The organism is Roseovarius salis (assembly GCF_044472985.1).
Lineage (GTDB): Bacteria > Pseudomonadota > Alphaproteobacteria > Rhodobacterales > Rhodobacteraceae > Roseovarius > Roseovarius salis.
The window spans coordinates 21077-43174 of sequence record NZ_JBISDG010000033.1; the positions used below are offsets into that span (position 1 = coordinate 21077).

General features: G+C 64.2%; 19 protein-coding genes and 1 pseudogene. 3 read left to right on the plus strand and 17 right to left on the minus strand.

Features of this window, described 5'->3' with window-relative positions; all coding sequences use genetic code 11:
* Nucleotides 1–17 precede the first annotated feature (17 nt).
* The 10 genes from ACH13J_RS13580 to ACH13J_RS13625 form a co-directional block, all read right to left on the minus strand.
* Entirely contained in the window at nt 18–2237 is a 2220-nt protein-coding gene (locus ACH13J_RS13580) for a flotillin family protein (RefSeq protein ID WP_397543882.1), read from the minus strand.
* 33 nt (nt 2238–2270) lie between these two features.
* A complete protein-coding gene (locus ACH13J_RS13585; RefSeq protein WP_397543883.1) occupies nt 2271–2960 on the minus strand; it encodes a bacteriorhodopsin in 690 nt (229 codons plus the stop codon).
* A gap of 9 nt (nt 2961–2969) precedes the next feature.
* The gene (locus tag ACH13J_RS13590) at nt 2970–4388 is read right to left on the minus strand and encodes an ABC transporter permease subunit (RefSeq protein WP_397543884.1); all 1419 of its coding nucleotides are present in this window, start codon (nt 4386–4388) and stop codon (nt 2970–2972) included.
* Nucleotides 4385–5722, minus strand: coding sequence for an ABC transporter permease subunit (locus tag ACH13J_RS13595; protein ID WP_397543885.1), 1338 nt, complete (start codon nt 5720–5722; stop codon nt 4385–4387). Before ACH13J_RS13595 ends, ACH13J_RS13590 begins: the two co-directional genes overlap by 4 nt.
* Before the next feature lie 42 nt (nt 5723–5764).
* Nucleotides 5765–6718: an alpha/beta fold hydrolase gene (locus ACH13J_RS13600; protein WP_397543886.1), complete on the minus strand. Its 954-nt coding sequence runs from the start codon at nt 6716–6718 to the stop codon at nt 5765–5767.
* Between the two features lie 12 nt (nt 6719–6730).
* Nucleotides 6731–7135 carry a hypothetical protein gene (locus tag ACH13J_RS13605; protein ID WP_397543887.1) on the minus strand — a complete coding sequence of 135 codons (405 nt, stop codon included), beginning with the start codon at nt 7133–7135 and terminating at the stop codon, nt 6731–6733.
* 13 nt (nt 7136–7148) lie between these two features.
* Nucleotides 7149–9314 carry a YbhB/YbcL family Raf kinase inhibitor-like protein gene (locus ACH13J_RS13610; protein ID WP_397543888.1) on the minus strand — a complete coding sequence of 722 codons (2166 nt, stop codon included), beginning with the start codon at nt 9312–9314 and terminating at the stop codon, nt 7149–7151.
* A 103-nt stretch (nt 9315–9417) separates the two neighbouring features.
* On the minus strand, nt 9418–10614 hold the full coding sequence (locus ACH13J_RS13615) for an ABC transporter substrate-binding protein (protein WP_397543889.1): 1197 nt from the start codon (nt 10612–10614) through the stop codon (nt 9418–9420).
* 490 nt (nt 10615–11104) lie between these two features.
* Nucleotides 11105–12199 carry a CoA transferase gene (locus ACH13J_RS13620; RefSeq protein WP_397543890.1) on the minus strand — a complete coding sequence of 365 codons (1095 nt, stop codon included), beginning with the start codon at nt 12197–12199 and terminating at the stop codon, nt 11105–11107.
* Complete coding sequence (locus ACH13J_RS13625; protein ID WP_397543891.1) at nt 12199–13359, minus strand: acyl-CoA dehydrogenase family protein; 1161 nt, start codon at nt 13357–13359, stop codon at nt 12199–12201. The genes ACH13J_RS13620 and ACH13J_RS13625 overlap by 1 nt, the downstream gene beginning before the upstream one ends.
* A gap of 278 nt (nt 13360–13637) precedes the next feature.
* Here ACH13J_RS13625 and ACH13J_RS13630 point away from each other — a divergent pair, with 278 nt between their 5' ends.
* Nucleotides 13638–14420 (plus strand): ion channel, encoded by a 783-nt coding sequence (locus tag ACH13J_RS13630; RefSeq protein ID WP_397543892.1) that lies wholly within the window; start codon nt 13638–13640, stop codon nt 14418–14420.
* Between the two features lie 54 nt (nt 14421–14474).
* Here the strand turns inward: ACH13J_RS13630 and ACH13J_RS13635 are convergent, their stop codons facing one another.
* From ACH13J_RS13635 to ACH13J_RS13650, 4 genes are all read right to left on the minus strand, one after another.
* Complete coding sequence (locus ACH13J_RS13635) at nt 14475–14756, minus strand: hypothetical protein (RefSeq protein WP_397543893.1); 282 nt, start codon at nt 14754–14756, stop codon at nt 14475–14477.
* Nucleotides 14757–14930: 174 nt separating this feature from the next.
* Entirely contained in the window at nt 14931–15731 is an 801-nt protein-coding gene (locus ACH13J_RS13640; RefSeq protein ID WP_397543894.1) for an enoyl-CoA hydratase, read from the minus strand.
* Between the two features lie 26 nt (nt 15732–15757).
* The gene (locus ACH13J_RS13645; protein ID WP_397543895.1) at nt 15758–16207 is read right to left on the minus strand and encodes an OsmC family protein; all 450 of its coding nucleotides are present in this window, start codon (nt 16205–16207) and stop codon (nt 15758–15760) included.
* A gap of 41 nt (nt 16208–16248) precedes the next feature.
* The gene (locus ACH13J_RS13650; protein WP_397543896.1) at nt 16249–17391 is read right to left on the minus strand and encodes a glycine cleavage T C-terminal barrel domain-containing protein; all 1143 of its coding nucleotides are present in this window, start codon (nt 17389–17391) and stop codon (nt 16249–16251) included.
* A 275-nt stretch (nt 17392–17666) separates the two neighbouring features.
* On the opposite strand from ACH13J_RS13650, the gene ACH13J_RS13655 reads away from it, so the two are divergent.
* Complete coding sequence (locus ACH13J_RS13655; RefSeq protein WP_397543897.1) at nt 17667–18719, plus strand: hypothetical protein; 1053 nt, start codon at nt 17667–17669, stop codon at nt 18717–18719.
* Here the strand turns inward: ACH13J_RS13655 and ACH13J_RS13660 are convergent.
* The 3 genes from ACH13J_RS13660 to ACH13J_RS13670 form a co-directional block, all read right to left on the minus strand.
* Entirely contained in the window at nt 18691–19677 is a 987-nt protein-coding gene (locus tag ACH13J_RS13660) for a ribose-phosphate diphosphokinase (RefSeq protein WP_397543898.1), read from the minus strand. The two genes, ACH13J_RS13655 and ACH13J_RS13660, sit on opposite strands and share 29 nt — an antisense overlap.
* Nucleotides 19674–21038: a nicotinate phosphoribosyltransferase gene (locus tag ACH13J_RS13665; protein ID WP_397543899.1), complete on the minus strand. Its 1365-nt coding sequence runs from the start codon at nt 21036–21038 to the stop codon at nt 19674–19676. Before ACH13J_RS13665 ends, ACH13J_RS13660 begins: the two co-directional genes overlap by 4 nt.
* An 81-nt stretch (nt 21039–21119) precedes the next feature.
* On the minus strand, nt 21120–21542 hold the full coding sequence (locus tag ACH13J_RS13670) for a DUF2267 domain-containing protein (RefSeq protein WP_397543900.1): 423 nt from the start codon (nt 21540–21542) through the stop codon (nt 21120–21122).
* 183 nt (nt 21543–21725) lie between these two features.
* On the opposite strand from ACH13J_RS13670, the pseudogene ACH13J_RS13675 reads away from it, so the two are divergent.
* Nucleotides 21726–22098, plus strand: a pseudogene (locus tag ACH13J_RS13675) (dienelactone hydrolase family protein); the annotation flags it as partial.

The window sequence follows — 22098 nt, forward strand, 5'->3', positions numbered from 1 at the left end:
GTCGTCACCTTGCGTTGTCAGTCATCCTTGGCCCCCGGTTTTTCAGCCCCGGGCTTCGTCTCGGGGAAGTTCCGGAACGACATGCCGCCGGCGGACCCGAGGTTCTTGAGCGGAAGCCCGATTTCCTCCATCAGGCCGTCCACGAACGCCACCTGCGTGCGATACTTCATGGCCGAGTTGACCACCGAGTCGGAGACGCTGCCGCCGCCGGCCGGGCCGCCCTCCCCGGTTCCCGCGCCGCCATGGGTCTCGGACGGGCTGTTGAGCCCGGGCAGGCCATCCACCTGCAGTATCTTGATCGAGTCGATGTTCTCCATCGGCTTGACCTGCTCGCGGATGATCTCGGGCAGTCGGTTGACCACGGATTCGAGGATCGCGCTGCGGCGCGCTTCGTCATTGCGCATGTTCTCCGCCTCGTTGAGCTTGCGGTGGCCCTCCGCGTCGACGCCGTAACGGCATTCGGCGGCGCGGGCCTCGGCCATTTCGCCCTCGGCCCTCTGTTCACTCGCGCTCTTTTCGGCCTCGGCCTGCTTCACCAGCCGGATCGTTTCGCGCTGCGCGCGTGCCTCGGCCTCGATGACCTCGATTGTCTTGGCGCGATTGGCCTTCTCCGAGGCGCGCGCGGTATCGACCTGTTCTTCCGTCTGGGCGAGGACCTTTTGCGCCTCTGCCTCGTTGGTGCGGGCCACCGCCTCGTCGATCGCCTTGTTGACCACCGCGATCAGACGCTCCTTCTCGGCCAGGTCGATCTCCATCTGGCGCTCGATGTCAAAGCGCTCGATATAGCGCCGCGCGGCCACGCGCAGCTCCTCCACTTCGCGGTCGGCAACGATGCGCGCGTCCTCCACCTCGCGGAAACTCGCCGTTTCGGCCAGCTTGATCTTGTGTTCGCGCTGGATTTCGCGCGCCCGGATGTTTTCCTCCGTCTGGACGCGCTCGCTTTCCACGGCCAGTTTCTTGGCCAGAACGGCCCGTTCCTGTTCGGTCTGCGACTCCTCGACGGAGATGCTGACCTCCTTTTCGCGGGCCACGCCGGCCAGTTCGATGAACTTTTCGGTATTGATCCGGGCATTCTCGATCTCTTGGCGGGACAGGTATTCCGCATTCTGGATCTCGGCGTTGCTCTTGGCCTCGTATGTCGCGACTTCCAGACGCGACTTGATCTCGGCCTGGCGCACCTCCTGCTCGCGCTCGATCCGTTCGGATTCCACTTGCCTGCGGGTCTGGATGCGTTCCGTCTCCAGCCGGGTCTTGGCGGTGATGTCCGCAAGCTCGGTATCGCGCTGGCGCTCGATCTCGAAGGACTTGATCTCGTTGTCACTGCGGATGCGCGCCTCGTCGATGGCGCGGGACTTGGCGATCTTGACGCGCTCGGCTTCTTCCTCGGCCCTGGTACGCGCCTGCGTGATCGCGATTTGCGAAGTGGAGCGTTCCGCCTCGATCTCGGCGGCCTGCTGAGATCTGCGGGTTTCAAGATCCCGGCTCTGGTCTAGCCGGACATATTCGAGGTCGCGGTCAATCTCGATAACGCGCTGTTCGGCCTCGAAATCGCGCGTCTTGATCTGAACCTTGGTTTCGTTCTCGATCTGGTTGCGCAACTTGCGGCGCTCCTCGGTTTCGCGCACGATGAGGGTAAGACCCTCGGAATCGAACGCGTTCGACGGGTCGAAAACGGAAATGTCGGACTGGTTGAGAGCGGTCAGCGACGCAGTCTCGAGTTCCAGCCCGTTCTTTTCGAGAACACCCTCGAGCAACCCTGTGACCTGCCGGACGAAACCGCCCCTGTCCTGGTGTATCTCGTCCATCGTCATCGACGCCGCCACCGAGGACATCGCGTCCACCAGCCGCCCCTGGATCACCTCCTTCAACGCCATGGGGTCCTGCGTGCGGGCCCCCAGCGTACGCGCCGCCGCCGACACCCCTTCCTCGGTCGCAACCACCCTGACGAAGAACTCGGTCGTTATGTCGATCCGCATCTTGTTCTTGGTGATGAGCGACTGTTCGCCTTGCCGGCGTATCTCGATCGGGATCGCGTTCATGTTGACGACGGTGATGTCGTGGATGATCGGGATCACGAGCGCCCCGCCGCCCATGACGACGCGCTCGCCGCCCGAGCCAGTACGGACGAAGCTCTGGTCCTTCGAGGAATGGCGGTAGAGCCAGTGCAGCAGGTATACCCCGACTGCGATCAGGATCGTGACGAGAATGACGATTGCGATGATATCGGCACCGGTCATGACGTTTTGTTCCTTCCTTAGCGCCGGAGGCGGTCAGTAACGGTCCTGGCCGGCCACGGCCACGACGATGAGAGACGGAATGATGAGGTTTACCATGTCGAAGGTACTGTAGAGCACGATGATGCCGCCGGACTGGCCGACCCCGATCACCACGTCGACGAAATGCAGTATCGGGTAGATCGCCCAGCCGACCGTCATCAGAAGCCGAATCCAGAAATAGCCGAGCTTGACCGCGCGCGACGCCTTGCGCACGGCCTCGGCCATCGCGCCGAAATACATCTCGCCGAGAATGTACAGCCAGAACCCGATCGACAGGAGCGCCCCGAGCGTGGGATTGAAGAAACCGGCATCGCCCAACCATCGCCCGAACACCATCAGGAGTGCCGCACCGGTTGTCCGCCAGAAGACACCGACCGGGACGCTGCCCTGCGTTCTCGCGTAGAAATACATGGCCGCGACCTGAAGCGGGTGCACGGTGTACCACGCCGAGAAGCGCACCCCCGCGCTGGCCTCTCCGCCGGACAGCCAGTAGCCCGCCGCACCGGCATAGTAGACCGCCGTCACGAGGCAGGCCGTCCCGACGAGGCCCTCGGGCACCCGCCATCGCTCGTTCGACCAACTGAGACCGACATAAGAGATCATGGCCGCGGAGAGGCTCATCAGCGCGAGGCCGGTCAGGGCGGTGGCGACCACGTCGGCCGAAGTGAAGAGTGAAGTGAACATCGCGATTCCTCAGACGGTGGCCCGGATGTGCGGTGACCGCCCGTAAAGGGCGACCATCGGCAGGATCAGCAGACCGAAGATGAACTGTTGCCATTCGTACTCGAGCCCGATGCCCTGCAGGAAAGACGTCAGGACCTGCAGCACGAGAACACCGATCACGGTGAAGCCGTAGCCCCCGCTTCCGCCGAGCAGCGACGTGCCCCCGATCACGACAGCGGCAAGGGTTGTGAAAAGATACGGATCCCCGACACCGATGAACGCGCCCCCGGACCATCCCAGTAGCAGCGAGCCGGTCAGAGCTGCGAACACCCCGGAGATGGTGTAGCATCCCACCCAGTACTTGAACTCGCTGACGCCGATCAGGCTGGCCGAGCGGCGGTTCCCGCCGAGCGCATAGAGGTTGCGCCCCCACGCCGTTGTCCGCAGACCGATGATCAGCACAACCGCGATGATGATCCAGATCGCGATGGTGGGCGGGAAATTCATGCCGATGAACCGCCCGTTCATCGCGGCGAGGTTGGACAACCATTTCGGCACCGTGCCAAACACGTTGCCGGCAAACTGGGAGCCGATCGATGTCATGATCTGGGTAAAGCCCGCCAGCGCGAAACCCGAGCCCAGCGTCACGATCAGGGCCTGTCCCTGCAGTCTGTAGCTCATGATGCCGTTGAGCAGCCCCACGACACCGCCCAGCACGAGGATGAAACCGAAGGCAACGAAAGATGGCACGCCAAGCGTGATGAGAAACAGAAGCGCGATGTTCGACGAGCCGATCACGAAGGGAATCGACAGGTCGAGCCCCCCGAGAAGGGCCACCATTGTCTGCCCGACGCTGGCGATCCCCAGAAAGGCGGCAAAGAGCAGGATCGCCTTGATGTTCGGACCCGAAAGAAAGCCCTCTATCGAGAACGCGGATATCACGATCAGGGCAAACAGAACGATTAGCCCGATGAAGGCGCTTCGGCCGGAGGCGAAAAAGCCCGAAACCTTGAACGCGAAGACCAGGATGAGTTCCAGCACGAGAAAACCGATCAGGTTCTTGATCGAACGGAACTCGGGGATCGCCGCAGTGACCAGCAGGTAGAGGACCAGCAGGCCGGACATGGCCAGGATCAGGACGCGGTTGTTGCGCCACAGCGTACGCACGCGCCCGCTGCGTTCCTCCTGCTCTGACTCTGTCTGCTCCGCTTTCGCGGCTGCCTGCGCCTCGAAAGACGCCGCGATGTAGTTGAGCAGCAGGAACAACACCATCGCCGTGACGATGGTGAACAGGATGACGCGCTGCGCCGCCATCTCCTGCGCGAACCCGACCCCGAGCCCGATTGCCGCCACCACTAAAGACACGCCGATGTTGAGCCAGATCAGGGCGATGGACTTCGGGATCGGCAGAGCCGAACCCCGTTCACGGGTTTGCGGTTTCGCGCTCATCGACCCCCTCCGAACAGGGTTGTCTCAGGTTGAACGATGATCGCGACGAAAAGCGCGATCAGCAACGCAGCCACGAACAGATAGAGAAACGGCCCCATCCGCCGCGCACCGGCCTCCGCGTCGGCCAGCCGGGCGGCGAAAACGAACGCGATGGCGGCGAGCCCCGCGACGAGCGCGAAGGCCTGCACCGGTGATATCGGGAAACCGTCGGCAGCGACCCGCGCCGGTTCTATCAGGAAATACCTGGTGGCGGTCGCGCCCTCGACAGCGGACGGGGCCACCTCGGCATACGTGTCGTAGGTCGCGACCTGGAGCATGATGCTGATGACGACGACGCCGAGCACGAGGAACGCGCTCCAAGGTGAAATGAAGCTCACGTAACGGGCGATAACGGGAACCAGCAGCGTCAGCAACAGCGACAGCACGAGGATGATCCCGTAAACCATCTCCGTCATGAAGGCCTGGATCGCCCCGAAGTTGAAGGTCGCCAGCACATAGCCGATCAGCCAGAGGCTGACCGCGCCAAGCAGCGCGCCCGTCACCCCGCCGCGCCCCCCAGAAAGCGCAACCCCCCCGAGCACGAGAGCGGTGATGGCGGTCAGCGTCATGTTCTGACCCTGCGTCGGGTCGCCCGAAGAGATCAGGGCGGTATAACAGATCGCCCCGAGCCCGACATAAATCCCGGCAATGAGATGGGCGCCGATGCGCACGATGTCGGTCCGCACCCCCGAGGTCCACGCTGCGCGCTCGTCGTAGCCCATCATCTTGAGGTTCGTGTAGAACGTGGAGGCGGTAAAAAGGTACCATCCCAGCGTCGCGATGACGAGGATCAGCAAGATGGGTGAAAAAATGGTGGTGCCGGCGCCCCAGCTCATCATGAATTCCGGCGCCACGCCGCCGGGCCGCGGCATGATCACGAGGTTAATGCCGGTCAGCGCCAAGAAGCCCGACAGCGCGACAATGATCGGCTGCACCCGGACCACGATCACGACAAGCGCGAACAGAAGCTGGTACAGCATCCCCAGCCCGATCGCCACGATGAAGGTCGCGATCGGGCTGGACAGATACCCCGCGGTGCTGAGCTGGACCACCACGACGTTTATGAAGGCCAGAAGCGGCCCCACGGCAAGATCGACCGTGCCGCGCCCGGCAACGGCCAGTACCATCAGCGCATAGGTGGCGAGGATCACCGGCGCGGCCACGATGATCGCGCTGCCGATGCCGGATTCCGACACCAGGCTCGGCCCCCGTATGACGGCCGTTCCCAGAAGTGTGGCCATCAGGACGATGGGCACCAACAGGTAAGCGTTGGATGATGATGCGCGTGATGCCATGTTTCTCGCAGCCGGTGTCTCGCGCCCTTCTCGGGCCGCCGATCAGAGGTCGATCACGCGGCGGTCGCTCTTGCTTTCCGCCGGACGGCCCCGCGTGCCGCCATCGGTCCCACGGGATGACCAGTCGCGTGCGCTGTTGCCCCGCCGTTCGGGATCGTTCTGCACGATCTTCTTGAGCACCGGCGTGATCACCTCCTTGAACTTGTCAGGGTCTTCCGATGTCGGGAAATGCCCCCCGCTGAAGATGATGCATTCGCTGTTCTTGACCTTCTCGGCGGTGCGTTGCGTCATCTCGGGCGTGCAGGCGAAATCGTATTCCCCCGTCAGGAAATAGATCGGTACCTTGCCCGAGATCTTGTGCACCTTGTCGCGGTAATCGCTGTCGACCGAATAGTAGTAAAGGTCACCCTTGAAGATGCCCGGACCGCCCTGCGCATAGTACCACCATGTCTCCCAGCGGTACTCATCCGGGCTGTCGGGCGCCATCAGGCCGAAAGTGGCCGTCGCGCATGCCTCGCCGCCATGGATGGCCGGATGGTGCAGCGGATCGATCCACCAGCCCGGCGAATGATCGCAACCTTCGAGCGCGATGAGCGCGGAATACTCGTTCTCGTAGCGCAGTGCCAGTTCAAGGCAGATGTTGCCACCCATCGACTGCCCCATCACGACCGGCTTGTGCAGGTCCAGCGCGCGGCAGAATTCGAGAATGAATTCCGAGTAGAAGCTCGTGGTCAGCTTGTACTCGTCCTCCATCAGGTGAAAACCTTCCGGTGGCAGGGACTTGCCATGCCACGGCAGGTCGAATGCGATCATGCGGAAATTGGAATTGATGTCGGGGTCGCTCAGCTGATGCCGGTACTCTCGGGCATCTGCCCCGGCGGTGTGCAGGCAGACCATCGGAATGCCCTCCCCGGCTTCTTCATAGTAGGTCCTGTACGTCTTGCCCTGACAGGTGATGTAGACGTAGCGGCCGACGATCGGATCATGCTTGTTCATGGCTCGCTCTCCTCAAACTTCGCGCATCAGCGCCAGCATCCATGTCAGCGCCCGCAGGTTCTGCCAAAAGGTCAGCTGGTTGCCTTCGATGTGAAGCTGCTTGTGCAGCGGGTGCGCCATCGCCCAGATGTCATTGAACATGGGCGGCGGCATCTTCTGGCTGAACTTGGACCACGCGGTCGACGGCGCGCGCAGCGCGAACTCGTAGCCGAGATCCGACGGCTCCAGCCCCTCGGAAATCTTCTCGATCTTCCCCTTGCGGACCTCCAGCAGGTAATCGGTGTAGTCCACGCCCAGAACGAACCGGGCATTGAAGAACCGTCCGATCCGGGGCAGGACGCGATCCTCGTTCACAAGACGCGCCCAACGTTCGACCCATTCCAGGTCGAAGGCGTTTCTGCTGCCAAATTTGCTCATTCTTCTCTCCTGTCTATGAGGCCGCGGGCAGCGCCGCTTTGGCCGGGCCGTAGGTTGCGGTGAAACTGGCGTGCTCGATGGTGAGTGGCAGGATCGCCTGCGCGAAGGCGGGCAAGTCGGCATCGGGCGCCAGATCGAGCGAGCGGGTCTTCAGCGCGTAGAGTGTGAAAACGTAGCGATGCGCGCGATCCGGGGGCCACGGCCCGCCGTAGCCGCGCCCGAACCCCGGGATGCCGAAGGTCACGAAATCCGAATTGAGCTCTTGCGACCCCGACGGCATCAACGCGGTCATCGACGCGCCTTCTGGCAGGCTGCGCAGGTCACCGGGAATGTTGTAAACCATCCAGTGCGCGAAACTGCGCGGAAACCCGAATTCGGGCGGCAGGTCGGGATCCGTGATCGCCAGGGCGAAGCTCTGCGTGCCTTCGGGCACCGACTCCCATTCAAGGGCCGGCGAGCGCCCGTTGCCCTCGCAGAACCGCTCCGGGATCGTGCTGCCCTGCGGGATGTCGGGAGCCAGGAGCAAGAAACCGGACTGGTTCATGGCGATCCTCTTGTTGATCTCGGGCCGGACGCGGACAGGACGCGCGGCGGGGCGGCCGGCCTCCTTGCGGGGGCGCCACTGGACGACCTTGCGTTCGTGGTGCGGCTGCTCGCCCGGCAGCGCCGCGTCGAGCCGCCGGCCGAACGTGGCGTTCAGGATGACATGGGTATCGAAGGGCGGCGTGAAGGTGGAAGAGATCACGCCGCCCCGGAAGACCAGGACACGGTTGCAAAGGTCCAGGAATTCCTCGATTTCGGAAGACAGGAAAACCACCGCGTTTCCGCGTTCTGCGAATGCGCGCAGGTTGCGGTACAGGTCCAGCTTGGCGCCCACGTCGATACCCCGCGCCGGATCATTCAGGACGAGGATTCTCGGCCGTTCGGCGAAGGATCGTGCAATCAGGATCTTCTGCTGGTTGCCGCCCGAAAGGGACGTGATCAGGTTACCGGGATCGCCCATCTTGGTGGCGAGGTTCCCGGTTTCGTGTTCGAAGATCGGATCGAGTTTCTGGCGATTGATGAAATTCAGCGCGCCGCCTGCCGCGTATTCCGGGTAGATCGACAGGCACATGTTCTCGTAGATCGAGAGGTTGGGAAATATGCCCTCTTTCTTGCGATCGCCCGACACGTAGGCGATGCCGTTTTGACGCGCACTGTGAAGGTCGAAGATCGGTTCGGCCACCCCGTGATGCACCGTGTAGATCGTGCCGCCAAGCGCCGGCGCAATCCCCGCGAGCGCCTGAACGAAGTCGGCCTGGCCCTGCCCGTCTAGACCCGTCACCCCGACGACCTCGCCCGGGTAGAGGTTGAAACCGAACGGTGCCGTATCCGGCCAGACCCTGATGTCGTTGACACGCATCACCGGGCGGTCGGCCTGCCGCTCCACCGGCTTGCTGCTCGACTGGGCGCCCTCGCGCTCCGGCCCGGCGATGAGGTGCAGGATTCTGTCCTCGGTGATGTCGTGCTTGTCCAGCGTGCCGACCGACATGCCGTCACGCAACACAGTGGCGCGATCCGCGATCTGGACCAACTCTGCGATGCGATGTGTCACGATGAAGATCGCGCAACCCTGCGCCGTCAATTCGCGCATCTTCCGGAACAGGCGCTGAGTGGACTCGAAATCAAGCGCCGCAGAACTCTCGTCGAGGATCAGTACGCGCGGATTGGTCAGCATGCCGCGGGCGATCGTGATCCACTGCTTTATCGAAAGCGGCAGTTCGGCAACGATGGTCTCGGGGTCCAGATCGAAGCCCAGCAGATCCTGCATGATCCTTTCGGCACGCTCATAGCGCTGCTCGTACGGCTCGGCTGTTCCGAACAGGCTGTCAGCGCCCAGGAACAGGTTGTCGATCACCGAGCACTCGTCGGCTACCAGAACCTCTTGGTAGACGTTGGCGATGCCGAGCGCCTTGGATTCCGACGGGTTGGACGCCGATTTTCCGAATATCGACACCTGACCCTGATCCGGCACGAGAACGCCGGAAATGACTTTCGCCAGTGTCGACTTGCCAGAGCCGTTGCCGCCTATGATCGCGTGCACCTCGCCGGTGAAGGCGCGCAGGCTGACCCGGTCCAGGGCAACGGTCGGGCCGAACGTCTTTCTGACGTCGATGATTTCTGCTGCAACGGTGGACACGGCACACTCTCCCACCGGGCCGGTTCGGCAAAACGGTCAGGTGATCGGGACGTTTCTTTGGCGCGGCCCGGCCATCGGGGAGCGACGGCCGGGACGGCGGCGTTCAGTTTGCGGCAGGATGCGAAGCCGGGTCATAGGCCTCGGGATCGGCCGGGCGGAGAAAGAAGTTATCGAGGAATTCCTTGCTCGCCCACTCCTCGATGCCGGGATGATACCACTGGTCGGACTGCTCCGAGCAATCCTCCGGGATCACCGCAAGCATCTGTTCCCTGTTCATCTTCACGGGCTCCGTCAGGATCGACTGGATCTTTGGCCCCTGACCTTGAAGCGTGCGCATCATGATGTTCCAGATCATCTCGAAATCGTCCCCCGGCGGCCAGGCGTGGATTGCCGCCGATACGTAATCGGGATTATTGCGCCAGTAGCACAGGGCACCGAGTTCGGAGCCAATCGTGATCGGGACCATCGGCCGACCCGACTGCTGCAACGCCCGCAGGGCGCCCAGCTCGGACGCGGACTGGATGATGATGCCGTCGAGCTTGCCGGGGTTGGTTGCAAGCCACCTCTGCACCTCTGCCTGGGCCACTTGGTCGGTCCACATGCCGGCGATGGGGCCTTCGACCTCGATCTCGGGATATTCGGACATGGCCGCCTCGATGCCGACGTTCTGGCTGTCCGACGCAGAGGCGCCCGGGATACCCTCGACGTTCAGCACCCGCCCCTCGCCGCCGATCTCCTCGGCCATCCATTCGCCCATCATGCGGCCGCCGACGACGAAGTTGGCCGACGAGTTCACCGAGTAGGGGCTGGTAAGGTAACCGATACCCGAGAACACCGCGACGTCGTTGTTATACGCATACTCCACCGAGGCATTCAGCGCGGTCGGGTTGGAGCAGCAAACCACCACCGCATCGACCCCCTGATCCACCAGCTGGCGGATCTGCTGGATCTGCGTGGCATCGTTCAGGTTCGACTGGGTGATGATCACCTCGTCGATCATCCCCAGATCCTTCCACTTCGGGATCAAGTCGTTCTGGAGCCGGTCCATCACCGCGGCCCGCCAGGTGTTGCCGGCATAGGAAGAGGCGTAGCCGATCGTCCAGGGGGGTGGATTCTTGGCGACGAAATCGCGATATGCGCTGTCACCGATCGGCTGGTTGGGATCAAGCAGGTCAGGATTGTAAAGCCTGTCCTGAATATCTTGCGGCAGTTCGTCGACACCCGCTGACGCGGCGGACGCCAGCGACACGGACGCCATCAACGTAACAGATCGCAGCATCGCTGCGGCATTCGAAATCATTGCTGTACCTCCCTTTATTCCAAGCCTTCGTGGCTTGTTATTCTTTAAATTGAACCATCATACCGGCATCATTAGAACTAAGAAAAACGAATGGGGGCTATAAGTCCGGCCTATGGCGCGGCGTGGTTTCCATACCCGGCGGCCACCGTTGCGCCCGCGCATGCAAAGCCACAAGACCCCGCCGCGTCCCGCGCAAGGGCTCAAGCAGCTGCCGCCGTCATCGTGACAATACGCTACAGTATCGATGCCTGGGACCGAGCTGAACCAAGTGCCCTCGACAATCGTTGACCGGATCGCACGGGGCGCCGCCTGCAGGCGTCAAGTCCGCGCAATCCGGAAGTAATGCGCATGGGGCAGCGCGGGAGCCATCGGGCAACATGCCGCGACGGCGTCGCGGATCACGTTGGAACTGCTTGGCGAGCACCCACGCCACCTTTGTGTCTGCGCTTACGCAGCGCCCCGTCCACCCCCGCAGGTGAAGGGTGTGCTTCTATGGCTTCCTTGGCTTCAGCGACGGAACGGGACCATAACGACGTGGCTCGCCGGCGAACTCGACCCCCGGCGCCGGCAGGCTTATGGGGCCGTGCGGGCTGTCGATCGTGATACGGCGCAACTGTGGATGCGCCGCCAGCGCGTCCATGTCGTTGACAGAGGCGAACGCGATGTGCTCGCGCGACAGGAGGGCCACCGCCTGCCCGGCATCGTATTGCGCAAAGGCCTGCGCAACCAGCCTGTCCGTCTCTTCACGGTGTCTTACCCGTTCGACATTGGTGGCAAAGCGGGGATCCGTGCCATAGGCTGACGCCCCGATGAACCCGTGGCAGAGCCTGACCCATTCCCGGTCGCTCTGGACCGAGATGAGGATCGGTCCGCCGCTTTTGGGGTGAAAGACCCCGTATGGCGCGATGGACGGGTGCGCCAGCCCCACGCGTTTGGGTGTTCGACCGCCTTCGTGATTGAGCAACGGCACCGATAGCCAATCGGCCATGACCCCGAACATCGACACGTTGATCTCCGCGCCTTGCCCGGTCTTTTGCCTCCGGATCAGCGCCTCGAGGATCGCCGAATGCGCAGTTGCCCCGCTGGCGATATCGACGATCGAGATCCCCACGCGCGCCGGTTCGGACGGGCCGCCGGTGATCGAGCACAAGCCCGATTCAGCCTGGATGAGCAAGTCATATGCCTTTCGGTCGGCCATCGGTCCCTCGCCGCCGTACCCGCTTATGGAACAGATGATGAGGTCAGGGTAATCGCGCCTGAGACGCGCGGGATCGAAGCCGAGCCGCGCGAGCGCACCGGGCTTGAGGTTCTGAATGAGGACATCCGCCTTTTTCAGAAGCTTTTCCAGGCAATGCTTGTCCGCGTCGGCGGCAAGATCGAGCGTGAGCGATTCCTTGCCCCGGTTCAGCCAGACGAAATAGCTCGACTGTCCCTGCGCCACGTCGTCGTAGCCCCGTGCGAAATCGCCACCCGGCCGCTCGATCTTGACAACGTGCGCCCCGGCATCCGCCAGTCGCGAAGAGGCGAAGGGCACCGCGACCGCCTGCTCTATCGCGACCACCTCCACTCCTTCCAACGGCATCATCAGAAGGACCTCGGCAGTCCGAGCACGTGCTCTGCCACGTAGGAAAGGATCAGGTTGGTCGAAACCGGCGCCACCTGGTAGAGCCGGGTTTCCCGGAACTTGCGCTCCACGTCGTAATCGGCGGCGAAGCCGAAGCCGCCATGGGTCTGGATGCAGGCGTTGGCCGCCTCCCAGCTGGCCTTGGCGGCGAGATACTTGCTCATGTTGGCCTCCGCCCCACAGGGCTCGCCCGAATCGTATAGCGCGCAAGCCTTGTAGCGCATGAGGCTCGCGGCCTCGATCTCGATGAAGGCCTCGGCGATGGGGAACTGCACCCCCTGGTTCTGCCCGATGGGCCGCCCGAACACCTCGCGATCACCGGCATAGGCGGAGGCCTTGTCGGTAAACCAGTAGCCATCCCCGATGCATTCCGCCGCGATAAGCGCGCGTTCGGCGTTGAGACCGGTGAGGATATACTTGAACCCCTTGCCTTCCTCGCCGATCAGGTTCTCCTCGGGGATCTCCAGATCATCGAAGAACAGTTCGTTGGTCTCGTGATTGACCATGTTGTCGATGGGCTTGACGGTCAGGCCCTTCTCCATCGCGTCGCGGATATCCACGAGAAAGATCGAAAGCCCGTCGGATTTCTCCCTGACCTCGGCAAGGGGCGTCGTGCGCGCAAGCAGGATCATGTAATCGGAATGGCGCACCCGGGAGGTCCACACCTTCTGGCCGTTGACCACGTAGCGGTCGGCCGTCTTCACGGCGCTGGTCTTGATCTTTGTGGTGTCCGTTCCGGTGGTCGGCTCCGTCACGCCCATGGATTGCAGCCTCAACTCGCCCGCGGCGATGCGCGGCAGGAACGCCTTTCGCTGTTCCTCGGACCCATGCCGCGCCAGCGTGGTCATGTTGTACATCTGCCCGTGGCAAGCGCCGGAATTGCCGCCCGCCCTGTTGATTTCTTCCATTATGACCGATGCCTCGGTCAGCCCCAGCCTCGCGCCGCCATATCCCTCGGGAATGAGCGCGGCCATCCAGCCATCGCGCGTGAGCGCATCGACGAACGCATCCGGGTAAGCCTTCTGCGCGTCAACTTCTCGGTGGTATTCCGGCGGAAACTGCGCGCACAACGCGCGCACGCCTTCGCGGATATCCCGGTAACTATCGTCGGCCACAAGCATCGCAAGGTCTTCGGTTGGTCGGTTTTCCGCACCAGTCTAAGAAGACCCCGCACCATCGCCGTAATATATGTTTTGAATATTCTCCATTGCTAGAATGTATGGCCCTGCCCTGACGGGCCAGTGGAATGGCCGGGGCCGGTATGCGCGAGTTGACGGCCTTAGGCCCGCCCCGGAAACCGCCGCCACCCCACCGCGACAGGGCCGAGAAGAATTCCTCTGACAGGGCTGCCCCGATTTGTATAGGCTTTGTCGCGTGAGGTTACGCAAACGGTGCGGGCATGGCGGAAAGCAGGTCGTCGCGGGACAGGGTCAGGCTGCTCTACGAGGGGCGCAGCAAGCGCGCCACGCGTTTCCGTTACGGATTGCTGGCGTTCGATCTCGCCTCGATCCTCTTTTTCATCGTGACCGCGACGATGGCGTTCGCGCCGTGGATTCTGGCCGCCGACATCGTCATTGGCGCGCTGATCCTGCTGGATCTCTCGATGCGGTTCTGGATCGCCACCGACCGGCTGAGGCTGTTGCGGCGGGTCTATATCCTCGTCGACCTGGTTGTTCTGGCATCTCTTGTCGCGGCGCCCTTCTTCGGGCAGGGGCTGACGGTGCTGCGGGTGTTGCGCTCCCTGCGGCTGATCCATTCCTACCATTTGTTGCGCGATCTGCGGCGGGACGCCCTTTTCTTTCGCCGCCACGAGGACACGATCCTGGCGGCGATCAATCTGACGGTCTTCATCTTCGCGATGTCCGCGCTTGTCTTCGCGCTCCGCGGCGGCGAGGAACCGGGGTTGAACAGCTACCTGGACGCGCTGTATTTCACCGTCGCCACGCTGACGACCACCGGCTTCGGCGACATCGCCATGACCACGCCCGCCGGACGGGTGTTGTCGGTGGGGATCATGGTGGTGGGGGTGGGGCTGTTCCTGCAACTCGCGCGGGCCATATTCTCACCCGCCAAGGTCAAGCACAAATGCCCCGAATGCGGGCTGCTCAAGCATGACGCGGATGCGATCCACTGCAAGCATTGCGGCCACGAACTGAAGATCGAAACCGAGGGCGCGACATGACACCCAATGCCCGGAGGTAGGGCGGGCCGCACGTCAGGCAGCCCGCCTTGCGGGTCATTTTATCTTCGTGGCGCCCTCGACACGCTTCTGGTAGTACTTGCCGCCCTTCTTGTGGGTAAAGCCGAGCTTTTTCGCCTCGGTGTCATTGTCGGGATTGTAGTTGCCGACCAGCGTGCGGGCCTCGGACCATTTCAGTCCTTTCTCCATCGCCAGCGCGGCCACGTCCTTGACGAAATCCGTCTTGTAGGCGTTCTTTTCTTCTTCTTCTGCCTGCCGGATATCCTCCAGCAGCTTGGCGCGCTCTTCCGGGGTGAGCTTCTTGACGTCGATGGCCATGTATTTCCTCCTCTGGCGGCCCCGCAAGGCCCGGTATGGCCGTGCTCTTAAACATCCCGAGGGTAACCGTCCAGACGTTCCGGTTCAATCACGCACTGCGGATCGGTATCAGAGATGCGTCGCAAGACCATGGAATTGCCCGCGCAGAACGCGCGATGAGCGGCGGTCAGCGCCTCACTGGTCCAGCCATTGCGCGGGGCGTTTTTCGATGAACGCGCCAATGCCCTCCTCGGCATCATGGGCGAGCATGTTTTCCACCATCACGTTCGACGCGTAATCATAGGCCTCGGCAAGCGGCATCTCTCGTTGCGCGTAGTAGGCATGCTTGCCGATCGACAGCGTCAAAGAGGATTTCGAGGCGATCTTGCGCGCCATCTCCATCGTCGCGTCCTGCAACTCGTGCGATGGCACGGCGCGGTTGACCAACCCGATCTCGGCGGCGCGGTCGGCCGGTGTCATGTCGCCGGTCAGCAACATCTCCATCGCGTGCTTGTTGCCGGTGTTGCGCGACAGGGCCACCATGGGGGTTGAGCAGAACAGCCCGATATGCACGCCCGGCGTGCTGAACTGCGCAGTTTCCGCCGCGATCGCCAGGTCGCAGCTGGCCACGAGTTGGCAGCCTGCCGCCGTGGCAACGCCCGCGACCTCGGCAATCACGGGCTTGGGATGGTTCACGATGGCCTGCATGACGCTGGAACACCGCGACATGATCCTTGCGAAATAGGCTCGACCGCGGTCGGGCGCGGCGCGGCCGGCGGTCAATTCCTTGAGATCGTGACCCGCGCAGAATGCCGGGCCGTTCGCGGCGAGAACGATCACGCGCACCGCCGCATCCGACCCTGCATCGGCAAGTGCCGCGTCCAGTTCGGACAGCATCGCCTCGGACAGCGCATTGCGCCGCGCGGTGTCGTTCAGGGTCAGACGCAGGATACCCTCCGCGTCCAGATCGCGCAGCAGGATGGGACTGTCTTGCACGGCTTGGCTCCTTTCCTGTCCTCGCCCTAGAGAATGTTGATCTCGACGCTTTCGGCCAGTGTATTGGCGATGAAGCAGTACCGGTGCGCCCGGTGCTGCATCTCCTCCAGTTCGCGCGCCCCGATCTCGAACCCGGTATCGAACCGCACCACTGGATGCAGGTCGATGCGCGTCACCGACATCTGCCCCCTTTCGTTCTTGCCCAGATGGGCCACGGCGTGGTCGTGATAGCTGGCGACCGGCCAACCGGCCTTGGCCGACAGGGCGAGAAACGTCATCATGTGGCAACTCGACAGGGCCGATGCGAGCGCCTGTTCGGGGTTGGTATTGGCGGGGTCGCCGCCCCAGTCGGGGGCGGCATCCGCCACGAGCTCGTGACTGCCGTTGTATTGCACGGTATGCGCGTTGGAATACTTGCCTGTCTGCAATACCGGTTCGGCGCGCTGCCAGTGCAGCTCGATGGAAAGATCGGACATGTCGTGGCCTGTGATCCTGTTCTGGGTGCAGCGTGCCTGGCTCAGGCGGCGGCGAGCCTCTTCCGGGGGTCGAAGAACGGGGTCTGGACCACCGTTGCCGGCGCCGGACCCGACGGCAGCGTGACCTCGACCTCGGTGCCCAGATTGGCATGCTCGGTTGCCACCATCGCCAAGGCGATGTTGCGCTCCAGCCGCGGAGAGTAAACGGCGGACGTGACCTTGCCGACGGTCTGCCCCCCGGCCGAGACCGGCCAGAAGGTGGTGTTCGGCCCGGCCAGCGGGGGAACGTCGATCACCAGGCCGACCTGGCGGCGGCGAACGCCCTCCTCGCGGATGCGCCGCAGGGCGGCCTTGCCGATGAATTCGGCCTCCATCTCGGTGTCCACCAGACGGTCGAGGCCGAGTTCGAAGGGGTTGGTGTGGATGTCCGCGTCGGCGTGATAGGACAGCATGGCCCCCTCGATACGCCGTATGGTCGATGTATGGCCGGGCTTCAGCCCGAATGGCGCCCCGGCGGCCATGATGCGCTCCCACAGGGAGTCGCCGCGCGAACCGTCCCGAAGGTAGAGTTCGTAGCCAAGCTCGCTCGACCATCCGGTGCGCGACACCACCAGCGGGATACCGTCCAGCTCGACCTCGCGCAGCCAGTAGTAGCGCAGGTCCATGATGTCATCGCCAAACAGCGACCGCATGATCTCGCCGGACTGGGGCCCCTGCAGCTGCAGCGGCGACACGTCGGGCTCGCGGATGGTGACATCCATGCCCGAATGCACGGCCACGCCCTGCGCCCACAGCAATATGTCGCTGTCGGCAAGCGAGAGCCAGAAATGGTTTTCGCCAAGCCGCAGCAGGATCGGGTCGTTCAGGATACCGCCCTCCGCGTTGGTGATCAGCACGTACTTGCACTGCCCCACCGCCATGTTGGACAGGTTGCGCGGCGTCAGCATCTGGGTGAAGCGCGCCGCATCCGGCCCGGTGATCTCGACCTGCCGTTCAACGGCGACGTCGCACAGGATCGCGTCGTTGACGAGGTTCCAGAAATTCTGGACCGGGTCACCGAAATCGCGCGGGATATACATGTGGTTGTAAACCGAGAACCCCTGCGCGCCCCAGCGTACGGTCGCGTCGAAATAAGGGGACTTGCGGATCTGCGTGCCGAAGCCGAAACCGTCTGCCTGAGTCATGATCTCCACCCTGGTCAAGCCACGCGGCCCGGTGCCCGTGGACTGTTTCACTACCTCGGAACAATACTGGTTATCGCCACCGAACGTGCGCTGAAAACGGGGTCGTGACGAGACCGTCCGGGCCTTTTTTCAGCCATGCGGCAGTCCAATCGGGCGCATGTGGCAAGGGCATGGGGCGACGCCGCCGGGGCACGGCGGAACCTTGACGCGGATCAATGACATCGCGCACCTGTTGGCGTGAAGTATGTTCGCGGCTTCCGAACCGACAGGTGCCCATGACCCGACAGGCCGACCAGTCCACCGCCCAAGCCTGGACCACCAGCGACAAGGTCGCGTTCCTGTCCGATCCGCGCAACTATCGGCACGCCCCCAAGGACGTGCAGGTGGTAGAGACGCACATGTCATGGGTCTTTCTCGCCGGCGGGCTGGTCTACAAGCTCAAGAAGCCCGTGACATACGATTTCCTCGACTTCGGCACGCCCGAGAAAAGGCGCAAGGCAGTGCAGGACGAGGTCCGGCTGAACCGGCGGCTGGCGCGCGGCGTCTACCACGATCCGTGCCGGTTGGTTGCCGGGGCCGACGGCCGGCTGGCGCTCGGCATCACGGGTCACGTCGTCGACTGGCTCGTGGTGATGCGCCGCCTGCCCGAGGATCACAACCTTGAAACCGTGATCGCGGCCGGCGGGCCGCGACAGGCCCAGCTTGCGGCGGTGTCCGAACGGCTCGCCGGATTTTACGGGCGGCTGCCGGCCGAGGACGTGACACCGGACGACTACGCGGCCGGTTTCGAGGCGGAATACCGGATCACGCGCGACGCGTTGATTGAGCCGTCTCTTGGACTGGACGGCGCACGCCTGCAAGGCGCGCTTTCGGGTTTCGAACAGCGGTTCGAGGCGATCCGCCCCGTGCTGCACCGCCGGGCCGAGCAGCGCCGGATCGTCGAGGGCCACGGAGACCTGCGGCCGCAGCACGTCTTTCTCACCGATCCGCCCGCCATCATCGACTGCCTCGAGTTCAACCGGCGGCTTCGGCTCGTCGACCCGTTCGACGAGGTCGCCTTCCTGGGGATGGAGGCCGCGTCGCTCGGCGCGCGTCAACTTTTCCCGGCCCTGGCATCGCGGTTGAGCGAGGCGCTGGACGACCGGCCGCCGGCCGCGCTGCTGGCCTTCTACTGGAGCTACCGTGCGCTTTTGCGTGCAAGGCTTGCGCTGCTGCATCTCGCCGAGCCGCATCCGCGAACGCCGGAAAAATGGCGGCCGCTGGCATGGCGCTACATCGCTCTGGCAGAAAAAGCGGACGTCATGACCCGGCTGCCGGTAGATCCGTGACATCCCCCTCGTCCCGCAACCGCAGGATCGCACGGGCAAAAAGCGGCGCAGCGCTGACGATCTCCAGCCTGGCGGCCGCGCCGGCACGCTCCAACCGGAAAGGTGGCACGCTGTCGGTGACGATCCACCCGGCAAGCGCATCGCTCTTCAACGCCTCCGGCGCGTTGCCGGTGAAAAGGCCGTGCGCGGCCAGCGCCCAGACGTCGCGCGCGCCCGCGCCGCGCAGCGCGTCCGCGGCCCGCACCATCGTGCCGCCCGAGGCGATCATGTCGTCGATGACCAGCACCCGTGCGCCCTGCACCTCGCCCGCCATCAACTCGCCGGTCACGACCCCCGCGCTGCGGCGTTTTTCCAACACGGCAAAGCCGACCTCGCGGTCCAGCCGCGTCTCCAGCGCCTCGCGGAAAAGCTGGGCGCGTTTCACCCCGCCCGGATCGGGCGAGGCGACACAGACCGCCCCCTCGCCAGCCAGCCCGGCCGCGCGGTCCAGCAGGACACCACGCAGGTCCAGCGCCAACGCCTCGCAGCGGAACGCGTTCTGGAAGGCGGCGAGGTTGTGCACCTCCAGCGCGACCACCCGGTCGGTGCCCACCGCCTCGACCAGCTGCGCGACGTAGCGCGCCGTCAGAGGATCGCGCGGCTTGGTCTGGCGGTCCTTGCGGGCATAGGCCAGATAGGGAATCACGGCCGTCACGCGCGCCGCGCCGCCGGTCCGCAACGCGCCGATGAAAAACAGCAGGCGGCAAAGCCGGTCATTGGGGCTCTGGCCCGCATCGCCGTGCAGCCCGGCGATCACGTAGACGTCGTCGCCGCGCACCTCCTCCAGCGGTCGGGCCTTGTGCTCGCCATCCTCGAAGTCGCGTTCCTCCAGCGCAGCCAGCGGCCACCCCAGCTCCGCGGCCACGCCCTCCGCGATACCGCCGCGGCCCCCCGACAGGGCGAAAAGCTTCAGCGTCATGCGTCCGTCCCTCCCCTTGGCGGGGCCGACAGGCGACGGTCGACCGCGCGGGCCAGTTCCGTCACGGGCGCCGCGACCCGGACGGGATAGGCAGGGCCCCGCTCCAGACCGCGCAAACCGTCCGGCAGACACGCGATCCCGGCAGCCGCGCCGGCACGCACGTCCTCCAGCGCGGGCGCAGGATACAGCCGCTTGCCCCCCTCCATCACCTTGCGCAAAAGCGGCGTGCCCTCCTGCGCGTCATCCTCAAGCGACAGCACGTCACCCTGCATGCGGCCATCCCCGCCATGGCGGCGCCAAACCTGCTTGCGCCCGGGCCACGTCGCCTTGCCGGTCGACAGCTTGCGCCGGGCGAGGCCCGCATATTCCTGCAGCTTGTAGGCACAGTCCAGCACCGGCGCGTCGGACGACGTGGTAAGGCTGGAGCCAACGCCAAACCCGTCGATCGGCGCCCCGTCCGCAACCAGCGCGGCGATGCGGTCCTCGTCCAGCCCGCCACTGGCGAAGATGGCGACATCCTGCAGACCAGCCTCATCGAGAATGCGGCGCACGCGCCACGCCAGCGCGCCGAGATCCCCGCTGTCGAGGCGCACCGCGCTGATGGTTATCCCCTCGGAGCTGAGCCGCGGCGCAAGACGGGCGACCCGTTCCGCCCCCCGCGCCGTGTCGTAGGTGTCGATCAGCAGCACGAGGTTCTCCGGCCGCGCCCGGGCAAAGCGCAGGAACGCCTCGACCTCGTCCTCGTGCGCCTGCACGAAGGAGTGCGCCATCGTTCCGTAGATGGGGACGCCGAACTGCCGGCCCGCCAGAACCGTGGCGGTGCCGGTGAACCCGGCGATGTGCGCGGCCCGCGCGGCCAGCAGGCCGGCCTCGGCCCCGTGCGACCGGCGCAGGCCGAAATCCACCAGCTGCCGTGCGCCCGCCGCCAGCGTCATGCGCGCCGCCCGGGATGCCACGATGGACTGGAACTGCAACAGGTTGATGATCCGCGACTCCACGTACTGTGCCTCGGGCAGCGGCGCGGTGACGCGGATGATCGGCTCGTCGGGAAAGAAAACCGTGCCCTCGGGCATCGCATGGACATCGCCGGAAAACCGGAAGCGCGACAGGTAGTCGAGAAACGCTTTGCCGAACCGGCCGCTTTGGTCCAGCCAGTCGAGCTCCGGCTGCGGCACGTGCAGGTCCTGCAGGAAATCCAGAACCTGCTCCAGCCCCGCCGCGACGAGAAAGTTGCGCCGTTCCGGCAGCTTGCGCACGAAGAACTCGAACACCGCCTCGCCGGTGTCGCCGTCCGCGACGTAAGCCTCCATCATCGCGAGCTGGTAAAGGTCCGTCAGCAGAAAACTTTTCCCCGGGTCCATGGCATCTGGCCTTTCCCGCTGGTCAATCGATCGGCCGTGCAACCATGATGACAAGACCGGGGGGCGCGGGTCCAGCCCGGATCAGAACATCGCCCGGATTTCCTTGGAAAAGGTGCCCTTCACGTCGTCCATCTCTCCTTCGGAGACATGGGCCGACAGGACGTCGAATACCGCCTGAATCGCCTGGGGCGCATCGCCGAGCGGATCGGGCTCGAACGCTTCTTGCACCTTGGCCACGAAGCCTTCGGCACTGCGCTCGCGCACCGGCGTCTTGGACGGGTCCCATGCCTCGAAGAAGATCCCGCGGATCAGCAGCGGCAACTGCGCAGAGAGCTGCGCCGCCTCGTCCGCATTCAGGTGATCGCGGATGACATGCAGCACCTGCCGCAACAGGCGATAGGCACGCTGCTTGTCGTCCCATCCGGCGCGCTCGTTGACCTCGTTGATCCACAGATTCGCCGCTTCGACGGCGGTGTCGATGATTTTCAACCCAAGTGCACTCATGTCTTTCTCCTCGCTGCCGCAGGGAGTCTGGCCACGCGGGCGGCCAGACGCCTTAACATGCGTCAGTCCCCACCGTAGATGCCGCCACGGCACGGCGCGTTGACCAAGGTTAAGGCATGGTTGAAGCGTGAAAGTGATGGTGCCGACGGATCAACAGGCAATTTCTGAAAGCGGGGCCCCTCGATGCGCATGGAATCCGACGCCGCCAAACAGCCCGTTACCGTGGGCGAGCGATACCTCGAGGGATTTCTCCAGGTTCCGGCCAACGCGCGGGGCCTCGTGGTGTTCGCGCACGGGGCCGGGAGCAGCCACCTGAGCAAGCGGAACAACCACGTGGCCGAGGCGCTTGGCGCTCATGGCCTCGCAACCCTGCTGTTCGACCTGTTGACAGAGGTGGAGTCCTACGACCGTGCCAACGTGTTCGATATCGGGCTTCTGAGCCGCCGGATGTCCGAGGCTGTCACGTGGGCGCGTGGACGGGCGGAGGTCGCCGGCCTTCCCATCGGCCTGTTCGGGGCCAGCACGGGGGCCGCGGCGGCGCTGGTCGCCGCCGCCG